Here is a 20,561-nt window from a genome sequence, read left to right as displayed (position 1 = left end):
GCTCCGGTGTGTAGGGGCAGTGCGCGGATATATTACAGGCTTGTGTTGGCAAGGAGGTGAACGGTGCTGCGATGAGTGTGATTGGGAGTGGGCACAAAAACTGACAGAAGTTCGCTGGTTAAAAGGGCTAATACGTCGCCATCATCTCATCACACAGGTCTGCTTGAAGGCTGAGAAGACTTTTTCATAGGTGTGTCTTGTGTGTACAAAAAAACGCGCCGCTGCTCGGTGGTGTGTAATATACACACTGAAGGGTGGGCGATGAGAAGCAGAGAGGTGATCGAGCTTTTGGTTGAGGATGGATGGTTTGAGGTGGCGGTAAAGGGCAGCCATCACCAGTTCAAACACCCTGAGAAGCGAGGACGTGTAACCGTGCCTCATCCCAAGTCAGAGATTGCCAAGGGCACCTTGCACAGTATTTTCAAATCAGCAGGCCTCAACTGTAGAGCTTGACTGAGGAATTGGATGGGCTCGGTGGAGTTCGTTCAGAGGATGACCAATGAAATTCCCAGTGGTAGTACACAAAGACGCCGACTCGGACTACAGCGTGACCGTTCCGGACGTACCAGGCTGCTTCTCGGCAGGCGCTTCGTTTTCCGAGGCGTTGGATAATGTTCGGGAAGCGCTGGCGCTGCATCTCGAAGGGTTGGTCGCCGACGAAGAAAAGCTTCCTCAGGCCCAAGAGGTGGATGTTCATCTGGACAATCCGGATTACGCCGGTGGCGTATGGGCGATTGTCGACTTTGACCTGACTCCGTACTTGGGTAAGTCGGTGCGGTTCAACGCTTCTTTGCCGGAGCAGTTGTTGCACCGCATTGATGAGCGAGTGCAGAAGGATCATCGCTATGCATCGCGGTCAGGGTTTTTGGCGACAGCAGCGCTGCGTGAACTGGCCGTTTGAGTCGAATGCCAGACACGAAAAAGCCGCGCAATGCGCGGCTTTCTTGTTTGGTGGGCCCAGTAGGACTCGAACCTACGACCAAAGGATTATGAGTCCTCTGCTCTAACCAACTGAGCTATAGGCCCTCAGTAGGACGCGGATTATAGCGACGGTTTCCGTGCTGTGCCATCCGAAAAGTCTGAAACCCGCATATGAAGAAAAGTCTCGGCAAAAAGCTCCGGCGGCAGCGGCAGGCTGACGATGTAGCCTTGCATCTGTTCGCAGCCTTCGGCGGCCAGGAAGGCTTGTTGTGCGGGGTTTTCCACGCCTTCGGCGATGATGGTGAATTGCATGCTGTGGCCCAGGGCGATGATGGCGCGCACGATGGCGGCGTCGTGGGGGTCGTCGGGCAGGCCGCGCACGAAAGACTGGTCGATCTTGAGGAAGTCCAGTGGCAGGCGCTTGAGGTAACTGAGTGAAGAATAGCCGGTGCCGAAGTCATCGATGGCCAGTTGCACGCCCAGGTGCTTGAGTTGGTGCAGCACTTCGAGGGCTTCTTCGGCCTGGCTCATGATGAAGTTTTCGGTGATCTCCAGTTGCAGGCAACCGGGCTCCAAGTGGTAGTCGTGCAACAGTTGTTCGATGCGCGCGAGCAGGTTGGGGTGACGCAGTTGTGCGCCGGCGAGGTTGACTGACAGCGGGCCGAAATCGTTGAAGGCGCGTTTCCAGGTGTGCATCTGACGGCAGGCCTGTTCCAGTACCCAGTCGCCAATCTGCAGGATCGTGCCGTTCTCCTCGGCCAGGGCGATGAAGTGTTCCGGCGGCACGTCGCCAAAGGTCGGGTGGTGCCAGCGAATCAATGCTTCGGCGCCGATCAGTTCCTGGGTGACCAGGCTGAGCTTCGGTTGGTAGTACAGAAACAGCTCTTCACGCTCGATGGCACGGCGCAGTTCGTGCTCGAGGGCCACGCGTTCGTTGGCCTGGGCGGTGAGGTCGCGAGTGTAGCTCTCGACACGGTTGCGGCCTTTGGCCTTGGAGCGGTACATCGCGGCATCGGCGTTTTTGACCAGGGTAGCGACGTCGGTACCGTCCTGTGGATAGAGGCTGGTGCCGATGCTGGCGCTGATAAAGAACTCATGCTCGCCGGCCTGGAACGGCGGGGTGAAGCAGGCGAGCAGTTTATTGGCCAGGTGTTCGGCATCGCTGGCTTGTTGCAGGCCGGGCAGCAGGATGATGAATTCGTCGCCGCCCAGGCGTGCCACGGTGTCGATGTCGCGCAGTTGCTCCTTGAGGCGCACGGCGATGTCCTTGAGCAGCAGGTCGCCGACGGGGTGGCCGAGGCTGTCGTTGATATGCTTGAACCGGTCCAGGTCGAGGAACAGCACGGCGCCTTGGTGACCGGTTTCTTCCTGGCTGGTGAGGGCGGCTTGCAGTCGGCTTTCAAACAGGGTGCGGTTGGGCAGGCCGGTCAGTGGGTCGTGGTGTGCCTGATAATCGAGGCGAGCCTGGGCGTGCTTGAGACTGGAGATGTCGGCAAACACGGCAACAAAGTGTGTGATCAACTGGTCGCGGTTACGCACGGCGCTGATGGTCAGCCAGCTGGGGTATAGCTCGCCGTTTTTGCGGCGGTTGGAAATCTCGCCCTGCCAGTGGCCGTGAGCGGTCAATTGATGCCACATCGCCGCATAGAACGCGCTGTCATGCAGGCCGGAAGCGAGCAGGCGCGGCGTGCTACCAAGGGCTTCGGCTTCGCTGTAGCCGGTGATTTCGCTGAAAGCACGGTTGACGGCGCTGATGTTCTGCCGGGTGTCGGTGATCAATACCCCTTCGGCCGTGCTCTCGAACACCGTGGCGGCCTGTTGCAGTTTTTCCTGCATCACTTGGCGTTCGGTGATGTCACGGGCGATGGTCAGCATGCAGTCATCCTCGCCGATGGGCAGCGGCCGGCTGGACACTTCGCACAGGCGAATCAAGCCGTCGGCGCGGCGGATATGGCAGACGAAGTCACGCACAAAACCGTCGCGTTGCATCAGTTCCAGCATGTGCTTGCGTTCGTTGAGGTCGACCCAGATGCCCAGGTCCAGGGTCGACTGGTCGAGCGAGTTCGCACTGCTAAAGCCCGTCAGGCGGGTGAAGCCTTCGTTCACTTCAATCAAAAGCCCATCGCGTTGGCGGCTGAGCAGCAAACCGTCGGGTGAGGCGTGGAAGGCCTTGGCGAATTTCTCTTCGGAGGTTTGCAGCAGTTGCTGGGTTTCCTTGAGTTGGGTGATGTCACGCACCACCACCACCAAGGCTTCTGTGGTGTCGAGTTGGAACGGTTCGGCGGAGATCAGCCCGGTAAACGCCTGGCCATTGCTGCGCAGAAATGGCATTTCCAGGTTGCGGATGCTGGTGGTCTGCACACGTTGCAGCAGGTCGGGGCCGACGCCTTGAATGCCCCAGATGTTCAGCTCGGTGGCGGTTTTGCCCACGACTTGTTCGGCGCTTAGCCCAATCTGGTCCTCGAATGCCTTGTTCACCTCCAGCAGGCAGCCATCAGAGAGGCGGGCGATGACCAGGATGTCCGGGCATTGCTGAAACACCGAGGCAAACTTCTCTTCGGAAAGCTGCAAAGCCTCCTCTGTGCGCTTGGCTTCGCTGATATCGATCATCAAACCGCGCAACACCGGCTCATGGCCGTGCTCGATCAGGCTGACGATATCGCGCACCCACAAGCAACGGCCGTCGGCGGTAATCACTCGATAATCGAGGCTGTGATCGCGGTTGGCGCGGGTTTCCTGGAAGCAGAATGCCTCCGCTCGGGTCAGGTCGGCAGGGTGGATGATGTTGCGCCAGAAGCCTGGAATCAGCCAATGGGCGCGGGGATAGCCCAGCAGGTCTTCGGCGTGGGGCGAAACGTAGCTGTAGGTGAAGTCGGTGATGCTGGCTTCCCAGGCAATCGCGGACAGGCTCTCGACCAGGCCGCGATAGTGGTATTCGCTGCTGCGCAACTCTTGCTCAAGGGCGACTCGCCGGGCAATTTCCGAGCTGAGCCGGCGGTTGATGCGAATCACGATGGCCAACACGGTGCTCAGCAGCAGCACCGCCGGCAGGCCGTACATCAGCAAGTCGGCCCAGAAGGTGCGGTGATCGGTGAAGCTGCCGACCCAGTGTTGCTGGATCGCGTCGGTTTCGTCGGAGCTGAGGTCAGCGAGGACTTTGTCCAGGATGCCCACCAGTGTTTTCTGGTCGCGCGGTACGCCCATCGCCAACTGGTATCGATAGGGCGTTTCGCCGCTGACGTATAAACCATCCAGCTTGAGCTGGCGCAGGCTCCAGACGCTGGAGGCGAGGTCGCCGACAACCGCATCCACTTCATCGGTGGCCAGGGCTTGCAGCGTCGAGCTGACGTTCGGCATGGCCACCAGGTTTAGGTCGGGATGGTGGGTGCGCAGTAATTCGTGCGGCGCGTAGTTTTCCACCACGGCGATCTTCAGGCCGTACAGGTCTTTAAGGTTGCGAGGTTTCGCGCCGCCCTCATGGGCGAGGATGACGATCGGGAAATCCAGGTACGGACGTGTAAAGGCCAGGTAATTCTGGCGTTCGGGCGTCGACATGATGCCGGGCAACAGGTCGAGCTGGTTGTTTTTCGCCTGTTCGAGCACAGCGGTCCAGTTTGCCGGCTCGATCAGCTTGATCCGCATGCCCAGGCGGTCCTGGATCAGGCGTACATAGTCGGCTGCGAGGCCTTGATAACGGCCATTTTCATCACGGTATTCGAAGGGCGGCCAAGAAGCGTCCACCCCCAGGCGCAGCTCCTGATGGTCCGCCAGCCAGCCACGCTCATCATCAGTAAGAGTCAACGCGCCAGCCGTTGCGGTCCAGGCGAGCAGCGACAGCAGTATCACGGTCGGCAGTCTGGGCATAACGGTCTCGTTATGGCACGGGGAATGTTTCGAGTGTAGACGGGCATTGCGGGGGAGGGGGTGTTGCGGGGGAAGTTAATCCATAGAAAGTAATCTATGGAAAACAAAACCCCCGGCCTGGGCCGGGGGTTCTGGTATCACTCGTCGAGGAAGGAGCGCAGATGCTCGCTTCGCGTCGGGTGGCGCAACTTGCGCAGTGCCTTGGCTTCGATCTGACGGATCCGCTCGCGGGTCACGTCAAACTGCTTACCGACTTCCTCAAGGGTGTGGTCGGTATTCATGTCGATGCCGAAACGCATGCGCAGTACCTTGGCTTCACGGGCAGTGAGGCCGGACAGTACGTCGCGAGTCGCTTCTTTAAGGCTCTCAACAGTGGCGACATCGATTGGCGACTGCATGGTCGAGTCTTCGATGAAGTCACCCAGGTGGGAGTCTTCGTCATCACCAATCGGCGTTTCCATGGAGATCGGCTCTTTAGCGATCTTCAATACCTTGCGGATTTTATCCTCAGGCATTTCCATGCGTTCGCCCAGCTCTTCCGGGGTCGGTTCGCGACCCATTTCCTGCAACATCTGCCGGGAAATACGGTTGAGCTTGTTGATCGTCTCGATCATGTGCACCGGAATACGGATGGTGCGAGCCTGGTCGGCGATCGAGCGAGTGATCGCCTGACGGATCCACCAGGTGGCATAAGTCGAGAACTTGTAGCCGCGACGGTATTCGAACTTGTCCACCGCCTTCATCAAGCCGATGTTGCCTTCCTGGATCAGATCGAGGAATTGCAGACCACGGTTGGTGTACTTCTTGGCGATCGAGATCACCAGACGCAAGTTCGCTTCAACCATCTCTTTCTTCGCGCGGCGGGCCTTGGCCTCACCGATCGACATGCGACGGTTGATGTCTTTGATTTCAGCAATCGTCAGACCGGTTTCGGTCTCAAGCGCGGTCAGCTTCTGCTGGCAACGGATGATGTCCGGCTGCAGGCGACCAATGGCTTCGGCGTATTTCGCCTTGCCTTTGGCCAGTGCGTCGGTCCAGCTTTCGTCTACTTCGTTGCCCGGGAACTGGCGCAGGAAGTCAGCCCGCGGCATACGTGCATCACGTACACACAGCTGCATGATTGCGCGTTCTTGCGCACGCAGACGTTCAAGGGCACTGCGAACACGCTCAACCAAGCCTTCGAATTGCTTCGGTACCAGCTTGATCGGCATGAACAGCTCAGCCAGGGCCACCAGCTCGGCAATCGCCAGCTTGTTGGAGCGACCGTGCTTTTTCAGGGCCTTGCGGGTGATTTCCATTTGATCGGAAACCGCACCGAAACGCTGGGCTGCGATGATCGGGTCCGGGCCGCTTTCAACTTCATCTTCGTCGTCGCTGCTGGCTTCAGCATCGTCGTCTTCGGTGTCGTCGTCAGCCTTCGCGGCTTTCGCATCGACGGGCGGCGGTACTTCGGCGGCAGGCGGCGCAATGCCGTCGTCCGGGTCGATGTAGCCGCTCAGAACGTCAGACAGGCGGCCACCTTCGGTGGTGACGCGAGTGTACTCGGAGAGAATGTGGTCAACCGTGCCAGGGAAGTGCGCGATTGCGCCCATCACTTCACGGATACCCTCTTCAATACGTTTGGCGATTTCGATTTCGCCTTCACGTGTCAGCAGCTCGACGGTACCCATTTCACGCATATACATGCGCACAGGGTCAGTCGTACGACCGATGTCGGTCTCCACCGCTGCCAGCGCAGCAGCCGCTTCTTCAGCAGCTGCCTCGTCGGTATCGGAGTCGGCCAACATAAGGGCGTCCGCATCCGGAGCACTCTCGTGTACGGGGATCCCCATGTCATTAATCATGCGGATGATGTCTTCCACCTGCTCAGGATCTGAAATATCCTCAGGCAGGTGATCGTTGACCTCTGCGTAAGTCAGATATTTCTGCTCACGACCAAGGGTGATCAACTCTTTAATACGAGACTGTTGTTGCGCTTTTCCGGACATAACACCCTATCCACTGAAGGTCTTGGCGGGCAAAAAACAAGCCGAGGATTATACCCGAGCTATGACCTCACACGCCAGCTGAGGTCGGGTTAGATGTACAAACATTCTGTTTTAAGAGGTCGCGCATCTGTTTTGCTATCTGAATTTGCTCTTCAGCCGACAATCCCGGCTGCCTTGCACGCTTGATCAGCTCATCCAGGGTCTGCGTGTGCTGACCTGCGGATAACCTAGTAATGGTGTCTAAAAACTGTTGTTCAAGGTTGTCGCCGTCAATTAGCCACTCCTTTTCCGCCAGTGCTTTAAGCAAGCGTCCTTGTTCGGTGCCGTGCCAACGAGCCATCAATTGAATTGAGTTTAGCTTAGGATTTTTCTGTACCGCCTCAATCAAGGCGATCAGTACCTGAGCATACGTGTTGCTCTCGTTGGCAAAGTGATCGGCGCTCTCAACTTTTTTTGCCAATTGCGGGTGGTGAATAAGTGTTCGCAGCGCAATGAGCGTTGGAGCTTCGACGGCGACAGGAGTTCGCGGCGCGTATGCCTCGTCGCGGTCACCGCGTTTGCCGTTCTTGTTCCAGGGTTTCTTGTCCCATTTTTTACCGCCGGCGCCGGGTTTCTTCGGTGTCCACTCCTGCTGGGGCGCATAGGCCTCCTGCGGTTGGTGGAAGTCGGAATAGTCCGGCATGGCGTCGTAATCCATGCCTGGGTCGTAGGCCGGTGGGGCTTCCTGCGGTGCGCTATGCACCAGTTGGCTGACGGCCTCGCCACTCAGGCCGGTGATTTCCAGCAGGCGCATGCGCATCAGTGACTTCAGGTTGGCGCCTGGCACTTTGTCGATCAGCGGCGCTGCGAGGGTGGCCATGTGGGCCTTGCCTTCGAGGGAGCGCGGGTCGGCTTCTTCGGTTAACTGCTGGAAGAAATAGTCCGCCAGCGGCTGTGCGTGTTGATTGATGCGGGCGCGGAAGGCGTCGGTGCCTTCGGAGCGCACCAGGGTGTCCGGGTCTTCGCCTTCGGGCAGGAACAGAAAGCGCGCGCGGCGCCCGTCCTGCAGGCTCGACAGCGTGGCTTCGAGCGCACGCCAGGCGGCGTTACGGCCGGCCTGGTCGCCGTCAAAACAGAACAGCACGCTGGGCACCACGCGAAAGAGGCGCTTCATGTGCTCTTCGCTGGTGGCGGTGCCCAGGGTAGCGACGGCATTGCGCAGGCCTTGCTGCGCCAGGGCAATGACGTCCATGTAGCCTTCCACCACGATGATTTCATCGAGGTTGCGATTGTTTTTGCGCGCTTCAAACAGGCCGTAGAGTTCCTGGCCCTTGTGAAATACCGGCGTTTCCGGGGAGTTCAGGTATTTAGGCTTGTCGTCCCCGAGCACGCGGCCACCAAAAGCGATGATGCGGCCACGGCTGTCGCGGATCGGAAACATCACGCGGTCGCGGAAGCGGTCATAGCGCTTGCCGGTCTCGGCGTTTTCCACGAGTAGACCGGCATCGATCATGGCCTTCTGCTGCAGCGTATCGCTGCTCAGATGCTTGTACAGGTTGTCCCAGCCCGGCGGGGCGAAGCCCAGGCCAAAATCCCGGGCGATCTCACCGGTGAGGCCGCGACCCTTGAGGTACTCGACGGCGGCCTTGCGCTGCGGATGGCTTTTAAGCGCCTGACGGTAGAAGTCGGCAGCGGCCGTCAGCAGCGGGTACAGCGGCGAATCAGTGGGTTGACGCGGTTTGTGCGAGCGGCCACTTTCTTCGCGGGGGATTTCCATGCCGGCGGCTTTGGCCAGTTCCTCGACAGCCTGGGGGAAGTCCAGGTTGTCGTGGTCCATGATAAAGCCGAGGGCATTGCCGCCCGCGCCGCAACCGAAGCAGTAGTAGAACTGCTTGTCGGGGCTGACGCTGAATGACGGGGTTTTTTCTTTGTGGAACGGGCAGCAGGCGGTGTAGTTCTTGCCGGCCTTCTTCATTTGCACGCGCGAGCTGACAACATCGACGATGTCGGTGCGGTTAAGAAGGTCGTCAATAAAACTCTGGGGAATCAGCCCGGCCATGGCGTTCTCGTCATCACTGCGTGTAAATGAGGGCCCGTGAAGTGATCAAGCGCACGTATCGAGTGCTCGAACATCTATCGTTTGCATGGGGAGTGTATCTGCCGAGCATTCACTGACGTTAGTTTGTATCAGTCTTCGGCTTGGAAATGTTGCCCTGACGTCCGGTGTTGGCCAATAGCAGCCTCGGAAAAGCCTTGATGGGCACAGCCGACACAGTCGATCGTCTGTTTGTAGAATCTGTGTTGCAAGAAAAAGGGGTGTGCTCGTCAGTAGCCTTGTTAGGCTCGTCAGAAGAGACGCGCACCGCTGGCAGAAGAGCCAGTCCTGACGTGTGAAGCAGTGTCTCGGTCGCGTGTGCGGCGTCGACGGTGAAGCATCAAGCGATATCCGCAAATGCCAACAGCCCGGCTGAGGGCCGGGCTTGGCAGAAGCTTGCTACGTAAGTCTGTGTATTAGTACAGACGAACGGCGCGGCGCTGTTCGCGCTGAACTTTCTTGGCGTGACGCTTAACAGCGGCTGCTGCTTTACGCTTACGCTCAGAAGTTGGCTTCTCATAAAATTCGCGGCTACGAACTTCAGCCAGAACACCGGCTTTTTCGCAGGAGCGCTTGAAACGACGCAGAGCTACGTCGAAGGGTTCGTTCTCTTTTACTTTGACGGCTGGCATCCAGAGCTACCTTCTTTCATTACCGGGAATCAACGTTCTCGTCGCAAAAAATTCGCGGCTGAGGTCGTCGGTTTTTAAGGGTTGCGGATGTTAACCCCTCATTGACCGGAATGCAAAGCCTCTGATCGAAAACCGCTAGTCGGGAGGGGGAGTGGCGACTATTATGCGCGCCTTCGAATTCAGCCTCTACAAGGCGCAAACCCATGCTAGTACTGGGACTTGAAACCTCCTGCGACGAAACCGGTGTCGCACTTTACGACAGTGAACGCGGGCTTTTGGCCGATGCACTGTTCAGTCAGATCGACCTGCACCGCGCCTATGGCGGGGTGGTGCCGGAGCTGGCCAGCCGAGATCACGTCAAGCGCATGCTGCCCTTGATTCGCCAGGTGTTGGACGAGGCCGGCTGCGTGCCGACCGAGATCGACGCGATCGCCTATACCGCAGGCCCCGGATTGGTTGGAGCCCTTCTGGTTGGGGCCTCTTGCGCCCAGGCGCTGGCATTTGCCTGGGGTATTCCAGCCCTCGGCGTGCACCATATGGAAGGCCATTTACTGGCACCGATGCTGGAAAAAACACCGCCGCAGTTCCCGTTCGTCGCTTTGTTGGTTTCCGGTGGCCACACGCAGTTGGTTCAGGTGGATGGAATCGGCCAATACACGCTTTTGGGTGAGTCGCTGGACGACGCCGCCGGCGAAGCTTTCGACAAAACCGCGAAGATGATGGGCCTCAATTATCCCGGTGGCCCGGAAATCGCGCGGCTGGCCGAAAAAGGTGTGCCGGGCCGCTACACCTTCCCGCGCCCGATGTGCGACCGCCCAGGCCTGATGTTCAGTTTCAGCGGCTTGAAAACCTCCGCACTGAACACCTGGCAGCAAAGCGTCAGCGCCGGGGACGACAGTGAACAAGCCCGTTGCGACATCGCGCTGGCGTTCCAGCAGGCCGTGGTGGAGACTTTGACCATCAAGTGCAAGCGCGCCCTCAAACAGGCAGGCATGCAGCGTCTGGTGATCGCAGGCGGCGTCAGCGCCAACAAGGCGCTGCGTACCTCGCTGGAAAAAATGCTCGGCGACATGAAGGGTGACGTGTTCTACGCGCGCCCTGAGTTTTGCACCGACAACGGCGCAATGATTGCCTACGCCGGTTGCCAGCGCTTGCAGGCCGGGCAGCACGAAAGCCTGGCGATCAGCGTGCAGGCACGCTGGCCGATGGAGCAGCTTTCACCGCTTTAAGTGGCTTGGCTTGCGCGGGGCTCATCAACGGTATTTAAAAATGCCGTTCGCGCCCGGCAAACAGGTCGCGTAAATTGCCGCGGTGGCGCCACACGATCAGCAGTGTCAGTACGCTCATCGGCAGCAACGCCGCCGGTGCCTGCCAGGCGAGCAGCGGCAGGGTGAGTGGCGTGGCGATCAGTGCGGCCAGCGAGCTGGTGCGGGTCAGGTAGAACGTCAGCAGCCAGGCCAGCACGGCCAGCAGCGCTGCCGGAGGGTAAACCCCCAGCAGCATGCCGGCCGCGGTCGCGACGCCTTTGCCGCCGCGAAAACGGAAGTACAGCGGAAACAGATGGCCCAGGACGGCGCACACGCCCACCCAGGCCTGCTGTTGCAAGGTAAGACCGGCGAAGCTGGCGATCAGTACGGGCAACAAGCCCTTGCAGACGTCACCCAGCAGCGTCAGTACGGCGAGTTTCTTGCCGGCCAGGCGCAACATATTGGTGGCGCCGGCATTGCCTGAGCCACTCATTCGCGGGTCGGGATTTCCCGTCAGGCGGCTGAGCAAAATGGCGAAGGACAGCGAGCCGAGCAGGTAGGCGAGAATCGCCAGTAACCAAAACATGCTAACTATTCCGGGCGAGGACGCCCTGATTCTAACCGGGGCAATGCGCCCTTGTCGTGCTGCGGAGAAGAGCTTGGACAGAGTGTTTATCGAAGGCCTGGAAGTCGACACCGTAATCGGGGCCTACGACTGGGAGCGCGGCATCAAGCAATGCCTGCGCCTGGACCTTAGCTTCGCCTGGGACAATCGCCCGGCGGCCGCCGGTGACGACCTGACCCTGGCGCTGGATTACGCCAGTGTGTCCACGCGTATCCAGGCCTTTGCCGAGCAATCCCAATACCAGTTGGTGGAAACCTTTGCCGAGCGGTTGGCCGAAGTGCTGATGAACGAATTCCAGATTCCCTGGCTGCACCTCAAATTGACCAAGCCCGGCGCCGTACCGGCTGCCAAAGGCGTGGGCGTGGAGATCGAGCGCGGATGTCGCTAACTCAGGTTTACCTTGGCCTTGGCAGCAATATCGAGCGCGAGCCGCACCTGTGTGCCGGCTTGGACGCGTTGGCGAGTTTCTTGACCGATGTACGCTGCTCCGCGGTGTTTGAAAGCCAGCCGGTGGGCATCAAGAGCGGGCCATTCTTCAACCTTGTTGTGTCGGCGTATACCGACCTGCCGTTGATGGAGCTGGATCGTCGGTTGAAATTCATCGAGGCTGACAATGGTCGTTATGCCCCGGACCGCAAAGGGCTGCCGTTGGATATCGACGTGCTGCTGTACGGTGACCTGGTGGGGAATTTCGATGGTTTGATCCTGCCCCGCGCAGAGATCCTGAAGAATGCTTTTGTGCTGTGGCCGTTGTCGTTGATGGCGCCGGATCGCGTGCACCCTGAAGTCGATAAGACCATGGCCGAGTTATGGCGCGATGCCCAGATCGACCAGGTGCTGGCGCCAGTTGCGTTTGAATGGCGGGGCCAGCAGTTGACCCCGGCGGATCTACTGTAGCCGCCGATGCGCCTGGCTTGACCGGATTCAACTATGGGAGCGGGCTTGCCCGCGAAAGCGGTGGGTCAGTCAGCATCAATGTTTACTGTGCCGATGTCTTCGCGGGCGAGCCCGCTCCCACACGTTTTGCGTTTAACTGAACGGCATTGATGCAAACCCGTCTGCCACAAAGAGTAACGACTACAGGTTGTATTGCTCTTTGTAGGCTTTGAGCACCTTGAGTCGCTCACGCTTGAGCGCCTCGCCCAGCTCCGGGCCTTTGAAACCTTTCTCCAGCAAGGGCGCCACCGGTACTTCGCGAGCGGCCTTGGCTGCGCCGCGTAAATAATCCGCCTGTGGATAACTTCTCTGCTCCAGGCCCTTGCGGCCCCGGGCGTCCATTTCGCAACTCACCACAAACTCTTCAAAGCGCTGCGGCCGGCGATACACGTCAAAACTTTGCAGCAACTCCAGCAGCGTCGAGGCTTTCAGCTCCAGCGCACGGTGGCCGTGGGTGTGGTATTGGCCGACCAGCAGGGCCAGTTCCTGGCAATCCTTCGGCACCTTGAAGCGTTCATTGACCGCCTTGATCAGCTTCAAGCCCGTGTGTTCGTGGGCAATATGCTGCGGCAACTTATCCACAGGCGTCAGGCCTTTGCCCAGGTCGTGCAGCAGGCAGGCCCAGCGCACGGTCAGCGGCTGCTGATGCAAGGCGGCTTGCTCGAGCACGCTAAGGGTATGGATGCCGGTGTCGATTTCCGGGTGATGAGCCTCGGGTTGTGGCACGCCAAACAGTGCATTCACTTCGGGCATCAGGGTTTTCAGCGCGTTGCAGTCGCGCAGTACCTGAATAAACACCTGCGGCTGATCCTCCATCAGCGCCCTGGAAATTTCTTTCCAACTGCGCTCCGGGGTCAAGGCTTGCAGTTCGCCAGACTCGCTGAGTTGGCGCATCAGTTCCAGGGTTTGCGGGGCGACGGTAAAATTCAAGTGAGCGTAACGCGCAGCAAAGCGTGCAACACGCAGCACTCGCAGGGGATCTTCGGCGAACGCGGGAGAAACGTGACGCAGAATCCGTGCTTCAAGGTCGCTCTGGCCACCATAGGGATCGGTCAGGTTGCCGTCATCATCCTCGGCCATGGCGTTGATGGTCAGGTCACGGCGAATCAGGTCTTCTTCCAGCGTGACCTCGGGGCTTGCGTGAAACACAAAGCCGCCATAACCCCGGCCACTCTTGCGTTCGGTGCGGGCGAGGGCGTATTCGTCGCCGTTCTTTGGGTCCAGGAATACCGGGAAGTCAGCACCGACTGGCTTGTAGCCTTTAGCGAGCATTTCTTCAGTGGTCGCACCGACCACGACGCGGTCGATGTCGGTGACCTTGAGGCCGAGCAGGCGATCACGCACCGCACCGCCGACTGTGTAGATTTTCATGAAAAAGCCTCCATTAGCGGCACAGGATACCGCCTGAGCCGGACCAATGGAGGCTTTGCTGTTTCAGAGATGTACGACGGCCAGGTCCAGGCGGCCGTAGTCGTTATCGTTGTGGTCGGTGCGTGGCGGCACGTGGTGGGTTTTCATCACCTGATCGCCCTGCAGGGTTTCCAGGTGAATGTCGAAGCCCCACAGCCGGTGCAGGTGTTTGAGCACTTCCTCGGTGGACTCGCCCAAAGGTTTGCGGTCGTGCTGCTGGTGACGCAAGGTCAGCGAACGGTCGCCGCGCACATCAATGCTGTAGATCTGCACGTTTGGCTCACGGTTGCCCAGGTTGTACTGCGCTGCCAGGGTTTCACGGATGGTGCGGTAGCCGGGCTCATCGTGGATGGCAGGCACCACCAGATCATCCTTGAGGTCGTCATCGAGAATGCTGAACAGCTTCAGGTCGCGAATCACCTGAGGTGACAGGTACTGCAGGATGAAACTCTCATCCTTGAAGCTGCTCATGGCGAACTTGATGGTCGACAACCAGTCGCTGCCGGCGATTTCCGGGAACCAGCGGCGGTCTTCTTCGGTGGGGTGTTCACACATGCGCCGGATGTCCCGGTACATGGCAAAGCCCAGCGCGTAGGGGTTGATGCCGCTGTAATACGGGCTGTCAAAACCGGGCTGGAACACCACGCTGGTATGGGAGGTGAGGAACTCCATCATGAAACCGTCGGTGACCAGGCCTTCGTCGTACAGGTCATTCATCAAGGTGTAGTGCCAGAACGTTGCCCAGCCTTCGTTCATCACCTGGGTTTGGCGCTGTGGATAAAAATACTGGGCGATCTTGCGCACAATGCGCACGATTTCTCGCTGCCACGGCTCCAGCAACGGCGCGTGTTTTTCCAGGAAATACAGGATGTTTTCCTGAGGTTCGGCGGGGAAGCGAGCATTGTCCTTGTCGCTGTTTTTGCCGGCCTTTTTAGGAATCGTGCGCCACAGGTCGTTGATCTGCTTTTGCAGGTGCTCCTCACGCTCCTTCTGGCGCAGGCGTTCTTCCTCGGCGGAAATCGGATACGGGCGTTTGTAACGGTCGACGCCGTAGTTCATCAGCGCGTGGCAAGAGTCGAGCAAGTCCTCTACCGCATCGATGCCATGGCGTTCCTCGCATTGCATGATGTACTGCTTGGCGAACACCAGGTAATCGATGATCGAGCTGGCATCGGTCCAGGTGCGGAACAGGTAGTTGCCCTTGAAAAAACTGTTATGCCCGTAGCACGCGTGGGCCACCACCAGCGCCTGCATGCAGATGGTGTTTTCTTCCATCAGGTAGGCGATGCACGGGTCGGAGTTGATCACGATCTCGTAGGCCAGGCCCATCTGCCCACGGGTGTAGGACTTCTCGGTGCTGAGGAAGTGTTTGCCATAGGACCAATGGTGGTAGCCCAAGGGCATGCCGACCGAGGCGTAGGCATCCATCATCTGCTCGGCGGTGATCACTTCGATCTGGTTGGGGTAAGTGTCCAGGGCATAACCCGCCGCGATGCGGCTGATTTCCCGGTCATAGGCCTGGATCAGTTCAAAGGTCCACTCGGAGCCGGTGGAAATGGGTTGGCGCTTATGCTCTTTTTTGGCGGTCATGTCACTAACCTGCGCTGGAAGAGTTCACGGAAGACCGGGTAGATATCGCCGGCCGAGACCAGTTGCTGCTGGGCGAACGTATCGGCAAAGGCTTCGCCGATGCGCTCGTATTCGAACCACAGTGCCTGGTGCTCACGAGGGGTAATTTCAACGTAGGTGTAGTACTGCACGAACGGCATGATCTGGTTGATCAGGATATCGCGGCAGATCGGCGAGTCATCGTTCCAGTTATCGCCGTCGGAGGCTTGCGCGGCGTAGATGTTCCACTCATTGGCAGGGTAGCGCTCGGCCATGATCTCCTGCATCAGCTTCAAGGCGCTGGACACAATGGTGCCGCCGGTTTCCCGCGAGTAGAAGAACTCTTCTTCGTCCACTTCCCGGGCGCTGGTGTGATGGCGGATGAACACCACGTCGATCTTGTCGTAGTTACGCTTCAGGAACAGGTACAGCAGGATGAAAAAGCGCTTGGCAATGTCCTTGGTGGCCTGGGTCATGGAGCCGGACACGTCCATCAGGCAGAACATCACCGCCTTGGAGCTGGGGTTGGGTTGTTTCACCAGCAAGTTGTATTTGAGGTCGAAGGTGTCGAGGAACGGCACGCGGTGAATACGCGCGCTGAGTTTCTCGATTTCCGCCTCGATTTGCTGGATATCGCCGAAGTTATCCGGCTCTTCGCGCTTTAAGCGCGCCAGTTCTTCCTTGGCTTCCTTCAGTTTGGCGCGGCTGCTACCGGACAGTGCGATACGGCGTGCATGGGCCGAGCGCAGCGTGCGAATGATATTGATGCGGGACGGGTTGCCCTCGTTACTGATCCCTGCGCGCACGGTCTTGAAGGTGTCGGTGCCGGTCAGGTTGCGTTTGACTAGGTTAGGCAATTCCAGGTCTTCAAACATGAATTCCAGGAATTCTTCCTGGGTGATCTGGAACACGAACTCGTCCATGCCCTCGCCGGAATTGCCGGCTTTGCCGGGGCCTTTACCGCCACCACCGCCTTGGGGGCGCTGGATATGCTCGCCGGTGGTGAACTCCTTGTTGCCGGGGTGCACGACGGTCTGTTTGCCGCCCCGGCCGTGGTGCAGCACCGGTTCGTCGATGTCGCGTCCAGGAATGCTGATTTGCTCGCCATGCTCCATGTCAGTAATGGAGCGGCGGCTGACGGCCTCTTCAACGGCCTTTTTGATGTGGTCACGGTAACGCCGCAGGAAACGCTGACGGTTTACCGTGCTCTTGTTCTTGCCATTGAGGCGTCGGTCGATCACATAGCTCATGGGGAGCCCTCCGGGCAGCTTCACGTTACAAGCTTCAAGCCGCGAGCTGGAAGCTTAGAGACAAGCGGTCGGCTGCCGGGCCAGAAGCCCGGCAGCACGCGCCTGTCGCTGCCTTACTGTGATTTACGCACCCGCAGGTACCACTCGGAAAGCAGGCGTACCTGTTTGTCGGTGTAGCCGCGTTCGACCATGCGCGTAACAAAGTCGTTGTGTTTTTGCTGGTCCTCCTTGCTGGCCTTGGCGTTGAAGCTGATAACCGGCAGCAGGTCCTCGGTGTTGGAGAACATTTTTTTCTCGATGACCACCCGCAGCTTCTCGTAGCTGAGCCAGGTAGGGTTCTTGCCGTTGTTGTTGGCACGGGCGCGCAGCACGAAGTTGACGATTTCGTTGCGGAAATCCTTCGGATTGCTGATGCCGGCCGGTTTTTCGATCTTCTCCAGTTCCTCGTTGAGGGCCACGCGGTTGAGGATCTCGCCGGTTTCCGGGTCGCGGTATTCCTGGTCCTGAATCCAGAAGTCGGCGTACAGCACGTAGCGGTCAAAGATGTTCTGGCCGTACTCGCTGTAGGACTCCAGGTATGCAGTCTGGATTTCCTTGCCGATGAACTCGATGTAGCGCGGCGCCAGGTATTCCTTGAGGAAGCGCAGGTAACGTTCGCGGGTTTCGGCCTGGAATTGCTCCTGTTCGATCTGCTGTTCCAGCACATAGAGCAGATGCACCGGGTTGGCGGCGATCTCGTGCGGGTCGAAGTTAAAGACCTTGGAGAGGATCTTGAACGCGAAACGGGTGGAAAGGCCGTTCATGCCCTCATCCACGCCCGCCGTGTCGCGATATTCCTGGATCGACTTGGCTTTGGGGTCGGTGTCCTTGAGGTTTTCGCCGTCGTACACGCGCATTTTCGAGTAGATGTTCGAGTTTTCCGGCTCCTTGAGGCGCGAGAGCACGGTGAATTGCGCAAGCATCTTCAGGGTGTCAGGCGCGCAATGGGCCTTGGCCAGGGAGCTGTTGAACAGCAGCTTGTCGTAAATCTTGATTTCATCACTGACCCGCAGGCAGTACGGCACCTTGACGATGTAGATCCGGTCGATGAAGGCTTCGTTGTTCTTGTTGTTGCGGAAGGTATGCCATTCCGATTCGTTGGAGTGAGCCAGCAGGATCCCGGTGAACGGAATCGCGCCCAGACCTTCGGTACTGTTGTAGTTGCCTTCCTGGGTGGCGGTAAGCAGTGGGTGCAGCACCTTGATCGGCGCCTTGAACATTTCCACGAACTCCATCAGGCCCTGGTTGGCCCGGCACAGTGCGCCCGAGTAGCTGTAGGCGTCGGCGTCGTTCTGTGGGAACTCCTCGAGTTTGCGGATATCGACCTTGCCCACCAGCGCCGAGATGTCCTGGTTGTTCTCGTCACCTGGCTCGGTCTTGGCCACGCCGATCTGGTTGAGGATCGACGGGTAGAGTTTCACCACGCGGAACTGGCTGATGTCGCCGCCAAACTCCGACAGCCGTTTGGTGGCCCACGGCGACATGATGGTATTGAGGTAGCGGCGTGGGATGCCGAAGTCTTCTTCGAGGATCGCGCCATCTTCCGTGGCGTTGAACAACCCCAAAGGCGACTCGAACACCGGCGAGCCCTTGATGGCGTAGAAGGGCACCTTCTCGATCAGTTGTTTGAGCTTTTCCGCCAGGGACGACTTACCGCCGCCGACCGGGCCGAGCAGGTAGAGGATCTGTTTCTTCTCTTCCAGGCCTTGGGCGGCGTGGCGGAAGTAGGAGACGATCTGGTCGATGCATTCTTCCATGCCGTGGAAGTCTTCAAAGGCCGGGTAGCGCCGGATCACCTTGTTGGAGAATATTCGCGACAGGCGCGAATTGTTCGAGGTGTCTACCAGCTCCGGCTCACCAATCGCCAGCAGCAGGCGTTCGGCGGCAGATGCGTAGGTGCTGCGGTCCTTTTTGCACAGCTCGAGATACTCCTGCAGGGTGAGTTCTTCCTGCTGGGTGGACTCGAAGCGTTGTTGGAAGTGGCTAAAGATACTCATGACGTCGTCACCTCGCTCGATACGTGGAGCCGACGCCGGATCAATCAGTCGATGCTGGCAGCCATTGGCGATCGCCACTGGCTGTTTTCCCCCCAGAACACCCTGAAACGCTACCGATGACCCGCACGCCGGTGTACCGGCTCTCCCCTGATTCGGATGGCCTGCGCTTAAGGATAGTTCGGAATCCGGGAGGTCAAGGCGCGATGCGCAATTAGTTTGGCTGCGCCGTTCGTCAGAAACGGCGCAAGCCCAAGCGTCATGCGGGGTGGCGGGGTGTGAAAAAAATTATTGCGAATTGTCGGAGGCAATTTCTGCAGGATAGGTCGTACGCCACAGCTCGAAGCCACCGTCCAGGCTATAGACGTCGGAGAAGCCCTGGCTGATCAGATAGGCCGCTGCGCTCTGGCTGGAATTGCCGTGGTAGCAGGCCACGATCACCGGTGCATCGAGGTCGGCGGCACGGATGAAGTCTTGGATGTTGTGGTTGTCCAGATGCTGCGCGCCGCTGATGTGGCCTGCTGCATAGGTCGGCTGGTCGCGGATGTCGACCACCACGGCGCCTTGCTCGCGCAGGGCCTGGGCTTGTTCGGGAGGGATACGTTTGAATTCGCTCATGGCGGGCTCCTAGGGCTTGGCGCCCGGCAGTGTTACAGAAGGGGGAGGTTCACACTGGCAGCTCAGGCGCTCGCCGGTGTCGATGTTCATCAGGGTCATGGCGCCGCCCCACACGCAACCGGTGTCGAGGGCGAACACGCCAGGTTCTTCGCATTTGCCTTCCAGGGCCGCCCAGTGACCGAAGATGATCTTCATGTCACGGGTCTTGCGTTCCTTGTGGGCAAACCATGGCTTATAACCGGGCAGCGCAGTGTCGGCGCCTTCCTTGCTCTTGAGGTCCAGCTTGCCTTCGGCGGTGCAGAAGCGCATGCGTGTGAAGTAGTTGGTGATCACGCGCAGGCGGGCCACGCCGGTGAGGTCATTGTCCCACTTGACCGGCTCGTTGCCGTACATGCCGTCGAGGTAGGCGGTGTACAGGTTGTCATCGGCCAGGGCGCTTTCGACTTCGGCGGCGCCCTTGAGGGCTTTCTTCAGCGTCCATTGGGGCGGGATGCCGGCATGCACCAAGGCCATGTTGCGGCCTTCGTCGTAATGCATGAGCTTTTGGCGGCGCAGCCAGTCCAGTAATTCAGTCCTGTCCGGCGCTTCCAGGATCTCGCGCAGGGTGTCGCCTTTTTTCAGGCGTTCGATGTTATTGCCGGCCGCCAGCAGGTGCAGGTCATGGTTGCCCAGCACGCACACCAATGAATCGCGCATCTTATAAAGAAAGCGCAGGGTCTCCAGGGACTCGGGGCCGCGATTGACCAGGTCGCCGACCAGCCACAAGCGGTCGCTCGCCGGGTTGAAGGCTACGCGCTCCAGCAGGCATTTGAGGGGTTCCAGGCAGCCTTGCAGGTCACCGACTGCGTACGTCGTCATCAGTGCAGGGCTCCGGGCACTGCGAGGCGAAACGGCGCGATGATGGCGTCGAACAGTTTTCCGTCGGTGGCTTTCATCTGATACGAGCCCTGCATGGTGCCGACTTTGGAGGTCATCACCGTGCCGCTGCTGTAAGTATGGCTGGCGCCGATGTCGATCAACGGCTGCTGACCAACCACGCCGGCACCACGCACTTCCTCGACCTGGCCGTCGCCATCGGTAATTACCCAGTGGCGCGACAGCAGTTTGGCCGGCACCTGCCCGTTGTTCTTCACCGTGATGGTGTAGGCGAAGGCATAACGGTCGTGTTCAGGTTGCGATTGGTCCGCGAGGAAGCGGGTGACGACGCTGACGTCGATCTGGTAGCGAGGATCGGACATGCAAGAGGCCTTAAGAGCAAAAGCGGAGGACAGCAGATGCGGATCAGTCTAGGCCATGAGCGGGGCACTAGGCCAGACATGTGTCGGGCAGGCGGCAAGCGCTATCGGTATAACGCG

At 59.1% G+C, this 20,561-nt stretch carries 17 protein-coding genes and 1 tRNA gene; 5 read left to right on the top strand and 13 right to left on the bottom strand.

Features of this window, described 5'->3' with window-relative positions; all coding sequences use genetic code 11:
* The first annotated feature begins 261 nt into the window (after window positions 1–261).
* Window positions 262–453, top strand: coding sequence for a type II toxin-antitoxin system HicA family toxin (locus tag GIW48_RS24205; protein ID WP_170037068.1), 192 nt, complete (start codon window positions 262–264; stop codon window positions 451–453).
* Window positions 454–499: 46 nt separating this feature from the next.
* Window positions 500–901, top strand: a complete 402-nt coding sequence (locus GIW48_RS24200; protein ID WP_099550415.1) for a type II toxin-antitoxin system HicB family antitoxin — start codon at window positions 500–502, stop codon at window positions 899–901.
* Between the two features lie 48 nt (window positions 902–949).
* On the opposite strand, the gene GIW48_RS24195 is transcribed toward GIW48_RS24200, so the two are convergent.
* The 5 genes from GIW48_RS24195 to rpsU form a co-directional block, all read right to left on the bottom strand.
* Window positions 950–1,026 (bottom strand) — tRNA-Ile (locus GIW48_RS24195).
* A gap of 15 nt (window positions 1,027–1,041) precedes the next feature.
* Window positions 1,042–4,785, bottom strand: coding sequence for an EAL domain-containing protein (locus GIW48_RS24190; RefSeq protein ID WP_236460414.1), 3,744 nt, complete (start codon window positions 4,783–4,785; stop codon window positions 1,042–1,044).
* Window positions 4,786–4,922: 137 nt separating this feature from the next.
* The gene (gene rpoD, locus GIW48_RS24185; protein ID WP_017138049.1) at window positions 4,923–6,773 is read right to left on the bottom strand and encodes an RNA polymerase sigma factor RpoD; all 1,851 of its coding nucleotides are present in this window, start codon (window positions 6,771–6,773) and stop codon (window positions 4,923–4,925) included.
* 67 nt (window positions 6,774–6,840) lie between these two features.
* A complete protein-coding gene (dnaG, locus tag GIW48_RS24180; protein ID WP_017138050.1) occupies window positions 6,841–8,811 on the bottom strand; it encodes a DNA primase in 1,971 nt (656 codons plus the stop codon).
* A 452-nt stretch (window positions 8,812–9,263) separates the two neighbouring features.
* Window positions 9,264–9,479 (bottom strand): 30S ribosomal protein S21, encoded by a 216-nt coding sequence (gene rpsU, locus GIW48_RS24175; RefSeq protein ID WP_002551877.1) that lies wholly within the window; start codon window positions 9,477–9,479, stop codon window positions 9,264–9,266.
* Window positions 9,480–9,682: 203 nt separating this feature from the next.
* Between rpsU and tsaD the strand changes: the two genes are divergently transcribed.
* Window positions 9,683–10,708 carry a tRNA (adenosine(37)-N6)-threonylcarbamoyltransferase complex transferase subunit TsaD gene (tsaD, locus tag GIW48_RS24170; RefSeq protein ID WP_017138051.1) on the top strand — a complete coding sequence of 342 codons (1,026 nt, stop codon included), beginning with the start codon at window positions 9,683–9,685 and terminating at the stop codon, window positions 10,706–10,708.
* 34 nt (window positions 10,709–10,742) lie between these two features.
* Here tsaD and plsY read toward each other — a convergent pair whose 3' ends face one another.
* Window positions 10,743–11,312 (bottom strand): glycerol-3-phosphate 1-O-acyltransferase PlsY, encoded by a 570-nt coding sequence (gene plsY / locus GIW48_RS24165; RefSeq protein WP_170040785.1) that lies wholly within the window; start codon window positions 11,310–11,312, stop codon window positions 10,743–10,745.
* A gap of 73 nt (window positions 11,313–11,385) precedes the next feature.
* Here plsY and folB point away from each other — a divergent pair, with 73 nt between their 5' ends.
* A complete protein-coding gene (gene folB, locus GIW48_RS24160) occupies window positions 11,386–11,739 on the top strand; it encodes a dihydroneopterin aldolase (protein ID WP_017138053.1) in 354 nt (117 codons plus the stop codon).
* Entirely contained in the window at window positions 11,730–12,248 is a 519-nt protein-coding gene (gene folK / locus GIW48_RS24155) for a 2-amino-4-hydroxy-6-hydroxymethyldihydropteridine diphosphokinase (protein ID WP_138449758.1), read from the top strand. Before folB ends, folK begins: the two co-directional genes overlap by 10 nt.
* 180 nt (window positions 12,249–12,428) lie before the next feature.
* Here the strand turns inward: folK and GIW48_RS24150 are convergent, their stop codons facing one another.
* The 7 genes from GIW48_RS24150 to apaG form a co-directional block, all read right to left on the bottom strand.
* Window positions 12,429–13,658 carry a multifunctional CCA addition/repair protein gene (locus tag GIW48_RS24150; RefSeq protein WP_236460415.1) on the bottom strand — a complete coding sequence of 410 codons (1,230 nt, stop codon included), beginning with the start codon at window positions 13,656–13,658 and terminating at the stop codon, window positions 12,429–12,431.
* Window positions 13,659–13,721: 63 nt separating this feature from the next.
* The gene (locus GIW48_RS24145) at window positions 13,722–15,287 is read right to left on the bottom strand and encodes a SpoVR family protein (protein ID WP_017138056.1); all 1,566 of its coding nucleotides are present in this window, start codon (window positions 15,285–15,287) and stop codon (window positions 13,722–13,724) included.
* Complete coding sequence (locus GIW48_RS24140; RefSeq protein ID WP_017138057.1) at window positions 15,284–16,555, bottom strand: YeaH/YhbH family protein; 1,272 nt, start codon at window positions 16,553–16,555, stop codon at window positions 15,284–15,286. The genes GIW48_RS24145 and GIW48_RS24140 overlap by 4 nt, the downstream gene beginning before the upstream one ends.
* A 113-nt stretch (window positions 16,556–16,668) precedes the next feature.
* On the bottom strand, window positions 16,669–18,591 hold the full coding sequence (locus GIW48_RS24135; protein ID WP_026013778.1) for a PrkA family serine protein kinase: 1,923 nt from the start codon (window positions 18,589–18,591) through the stop codon (window positions 16,669–16,671).
* A 285-nt stretch (window positions 18,592–18,876) separates the two neighbouring features.
* Window positions 18,877–19,206 carry a thiosulfate sulfurtransferase GlpE gene (glpE, locus tag GIW48_RS24130; RefSeq protein WP_017138059.1) on the bottom strand — a complete coding sequence of 110 codons (330 nt, stop codon included), beginning with the start codon at window positions 19,204–19,206 and terminating at the stop codon, window positions 18,877–18,879.
* Between the two features lie 9 nt (window positions 19,207–19,215).
* Window positions 19,216–20,064, bottom strand: coding sequence for a symmetrical bis(5'-nucleosyl)-tetraphosphatase (locus GIW48_RS24125; protein WP_099550419.1), 849 nt, complete (start codon window positions 20,062–20,064; stop codon window positions 19,216–19,218).
* A complete protein-coding gene (gene apaG / locus GIW48_RS24120; RefSeq protein WP_017138061.1) occupies window positions 20,064–20,444 on the bottom strand; it encodes a Co2+/Mg2+ efflux protein ApaG in 381 nt (126 codons plus the stop codon). The genes GIW48_RS24125 and apaG overlap by 1 nt, the downstream gene beginning before the upstream one ends.
* Window positions 20,445–20,561 lie beyond the last annotated feature (117 nt).

This window comes from Pseudomonas sp. PA-6-3C (assembly GCF_021605825.1).
Taxonomy (GTDB): domain Bacteria; phylum Pseudomonadota; class Gammaproteobacteria; order Pseudomonadales; family Pseudomonadaceae; genus Aquipseudomonas; species Aquipseudomonas edaphica.
This window is presented reverse-complemented; position numbering and strand designations above follow the sequence as displayed.

Bases quoted from the DNA above. Each gene is read 5' to 3' on its own strand.
- GIW48_RS24205 (WP_170037068.1), top strand. From the start codon at position 262: ATGAGAAGCAGAGAGGTGATCGAGCTTTTGGTTGAGGATGGATGGTTT.
- GIW48_RS24200 (WP_099550415.1), top strand. From the start codon at position 500: ATGAAATTCCCAGTGGTAGTACACAAAGACGCCGACTCGGACTACAGC.
- GIW48_RS24190 (WP_236460414.1), bottom strand. From the start codon at position 4,785: ATGCCCAGACTGCCGACCGTGATACTGCTGTCGCTGCTCGCCTGGACC.
- rpoD (WP_017138049.1), bottom strand. From the start codon at position 6,773: ATGTCCGGAAAAGCGCAACAACAGTCTCGTATTAAAGAGTTGATCACC.
- dnaG (WP_017138050.1), bottom strand. From the start codon at position 8,811: ATGGCCGGGCTGATTCCCCAGAGTTTTATTGACGACCTTCTTAACCGC.
- rpsU (WP_002551877.1), bottom strand. From the start codon at position 9,479: ATGCCAGCCGTCAAAGTAAAAGAGAACGAACCCTTCGACGTAGCTCTG.
- tsaD (WP_017138051.1), top strand. From the start codon at position 9,683: ATGCTAGTACTGGGACTTGAAACCTCCTGCGACGAAACCGGTGTCGCA.
- plsY (WP_170040785.1), bottom strand. From the start codon at position 11,312: ATGTTTTGGTTACTGGCGATTCTCGCCTACCTGCTCGGCTCGCTGTCC.
- folK (WP_138449758.1), top strand. From the start codon at position 11,730: ATGTCGCTAACTCAGGTTTACCTTGGCCTTGGCAGCAATATCGAGCGC.
- GIW48_RS24150 (WP_236460415.1), bottom strand. From the start codon at position 13,658: ATGAAAATCTACACAGTCGGCGGTGCGGTGCGTGATCGCCTGCTCGGC.
- GIW48_RS24145 (WP_017138056.1), bottom strand. From the start codon at position 15,287: ATGACCGCCAAAAAAGAGCATAAGCGCCAACCCATTTCCACCGGCTCC.
- GIW48_RS24140 (WP_017138057.1), bottom strand. From the start codon at position 16,555: ATGAGCTATGTGATCGACCGACGCCTCAATGGCAAGAACAAGAGCACG.
- GIW48_RS24135 (WP_026013778.1), bottom strand. From the start codon at position 18,591: ATGAGTATCTTTAGCCACTTCCAACAACGCTTCGAGTCCACCCAGCAG.
- glpE (WP_017138059.1), bottom strand. From the start codon at position 19,206: ATGAGCGAATTCAAACGTATCCCTCCCGAACAAGCCCAGGCCCTGCGC.
- GIW48_RS24125 (WP_099550419.1), bottom strand. From the start codon at position 20,064: ATGACGACGTACGCAGTCGGTGACCTGCAAGGCTGCCTGGAACCCCTC.
- apaG (WP_017138061.1), bottom strand. From the start codon at position 20,444: ATGTCCGATCCTCGCTACCAGATCGACGTCAGCGTCGTCACCCGCTTC.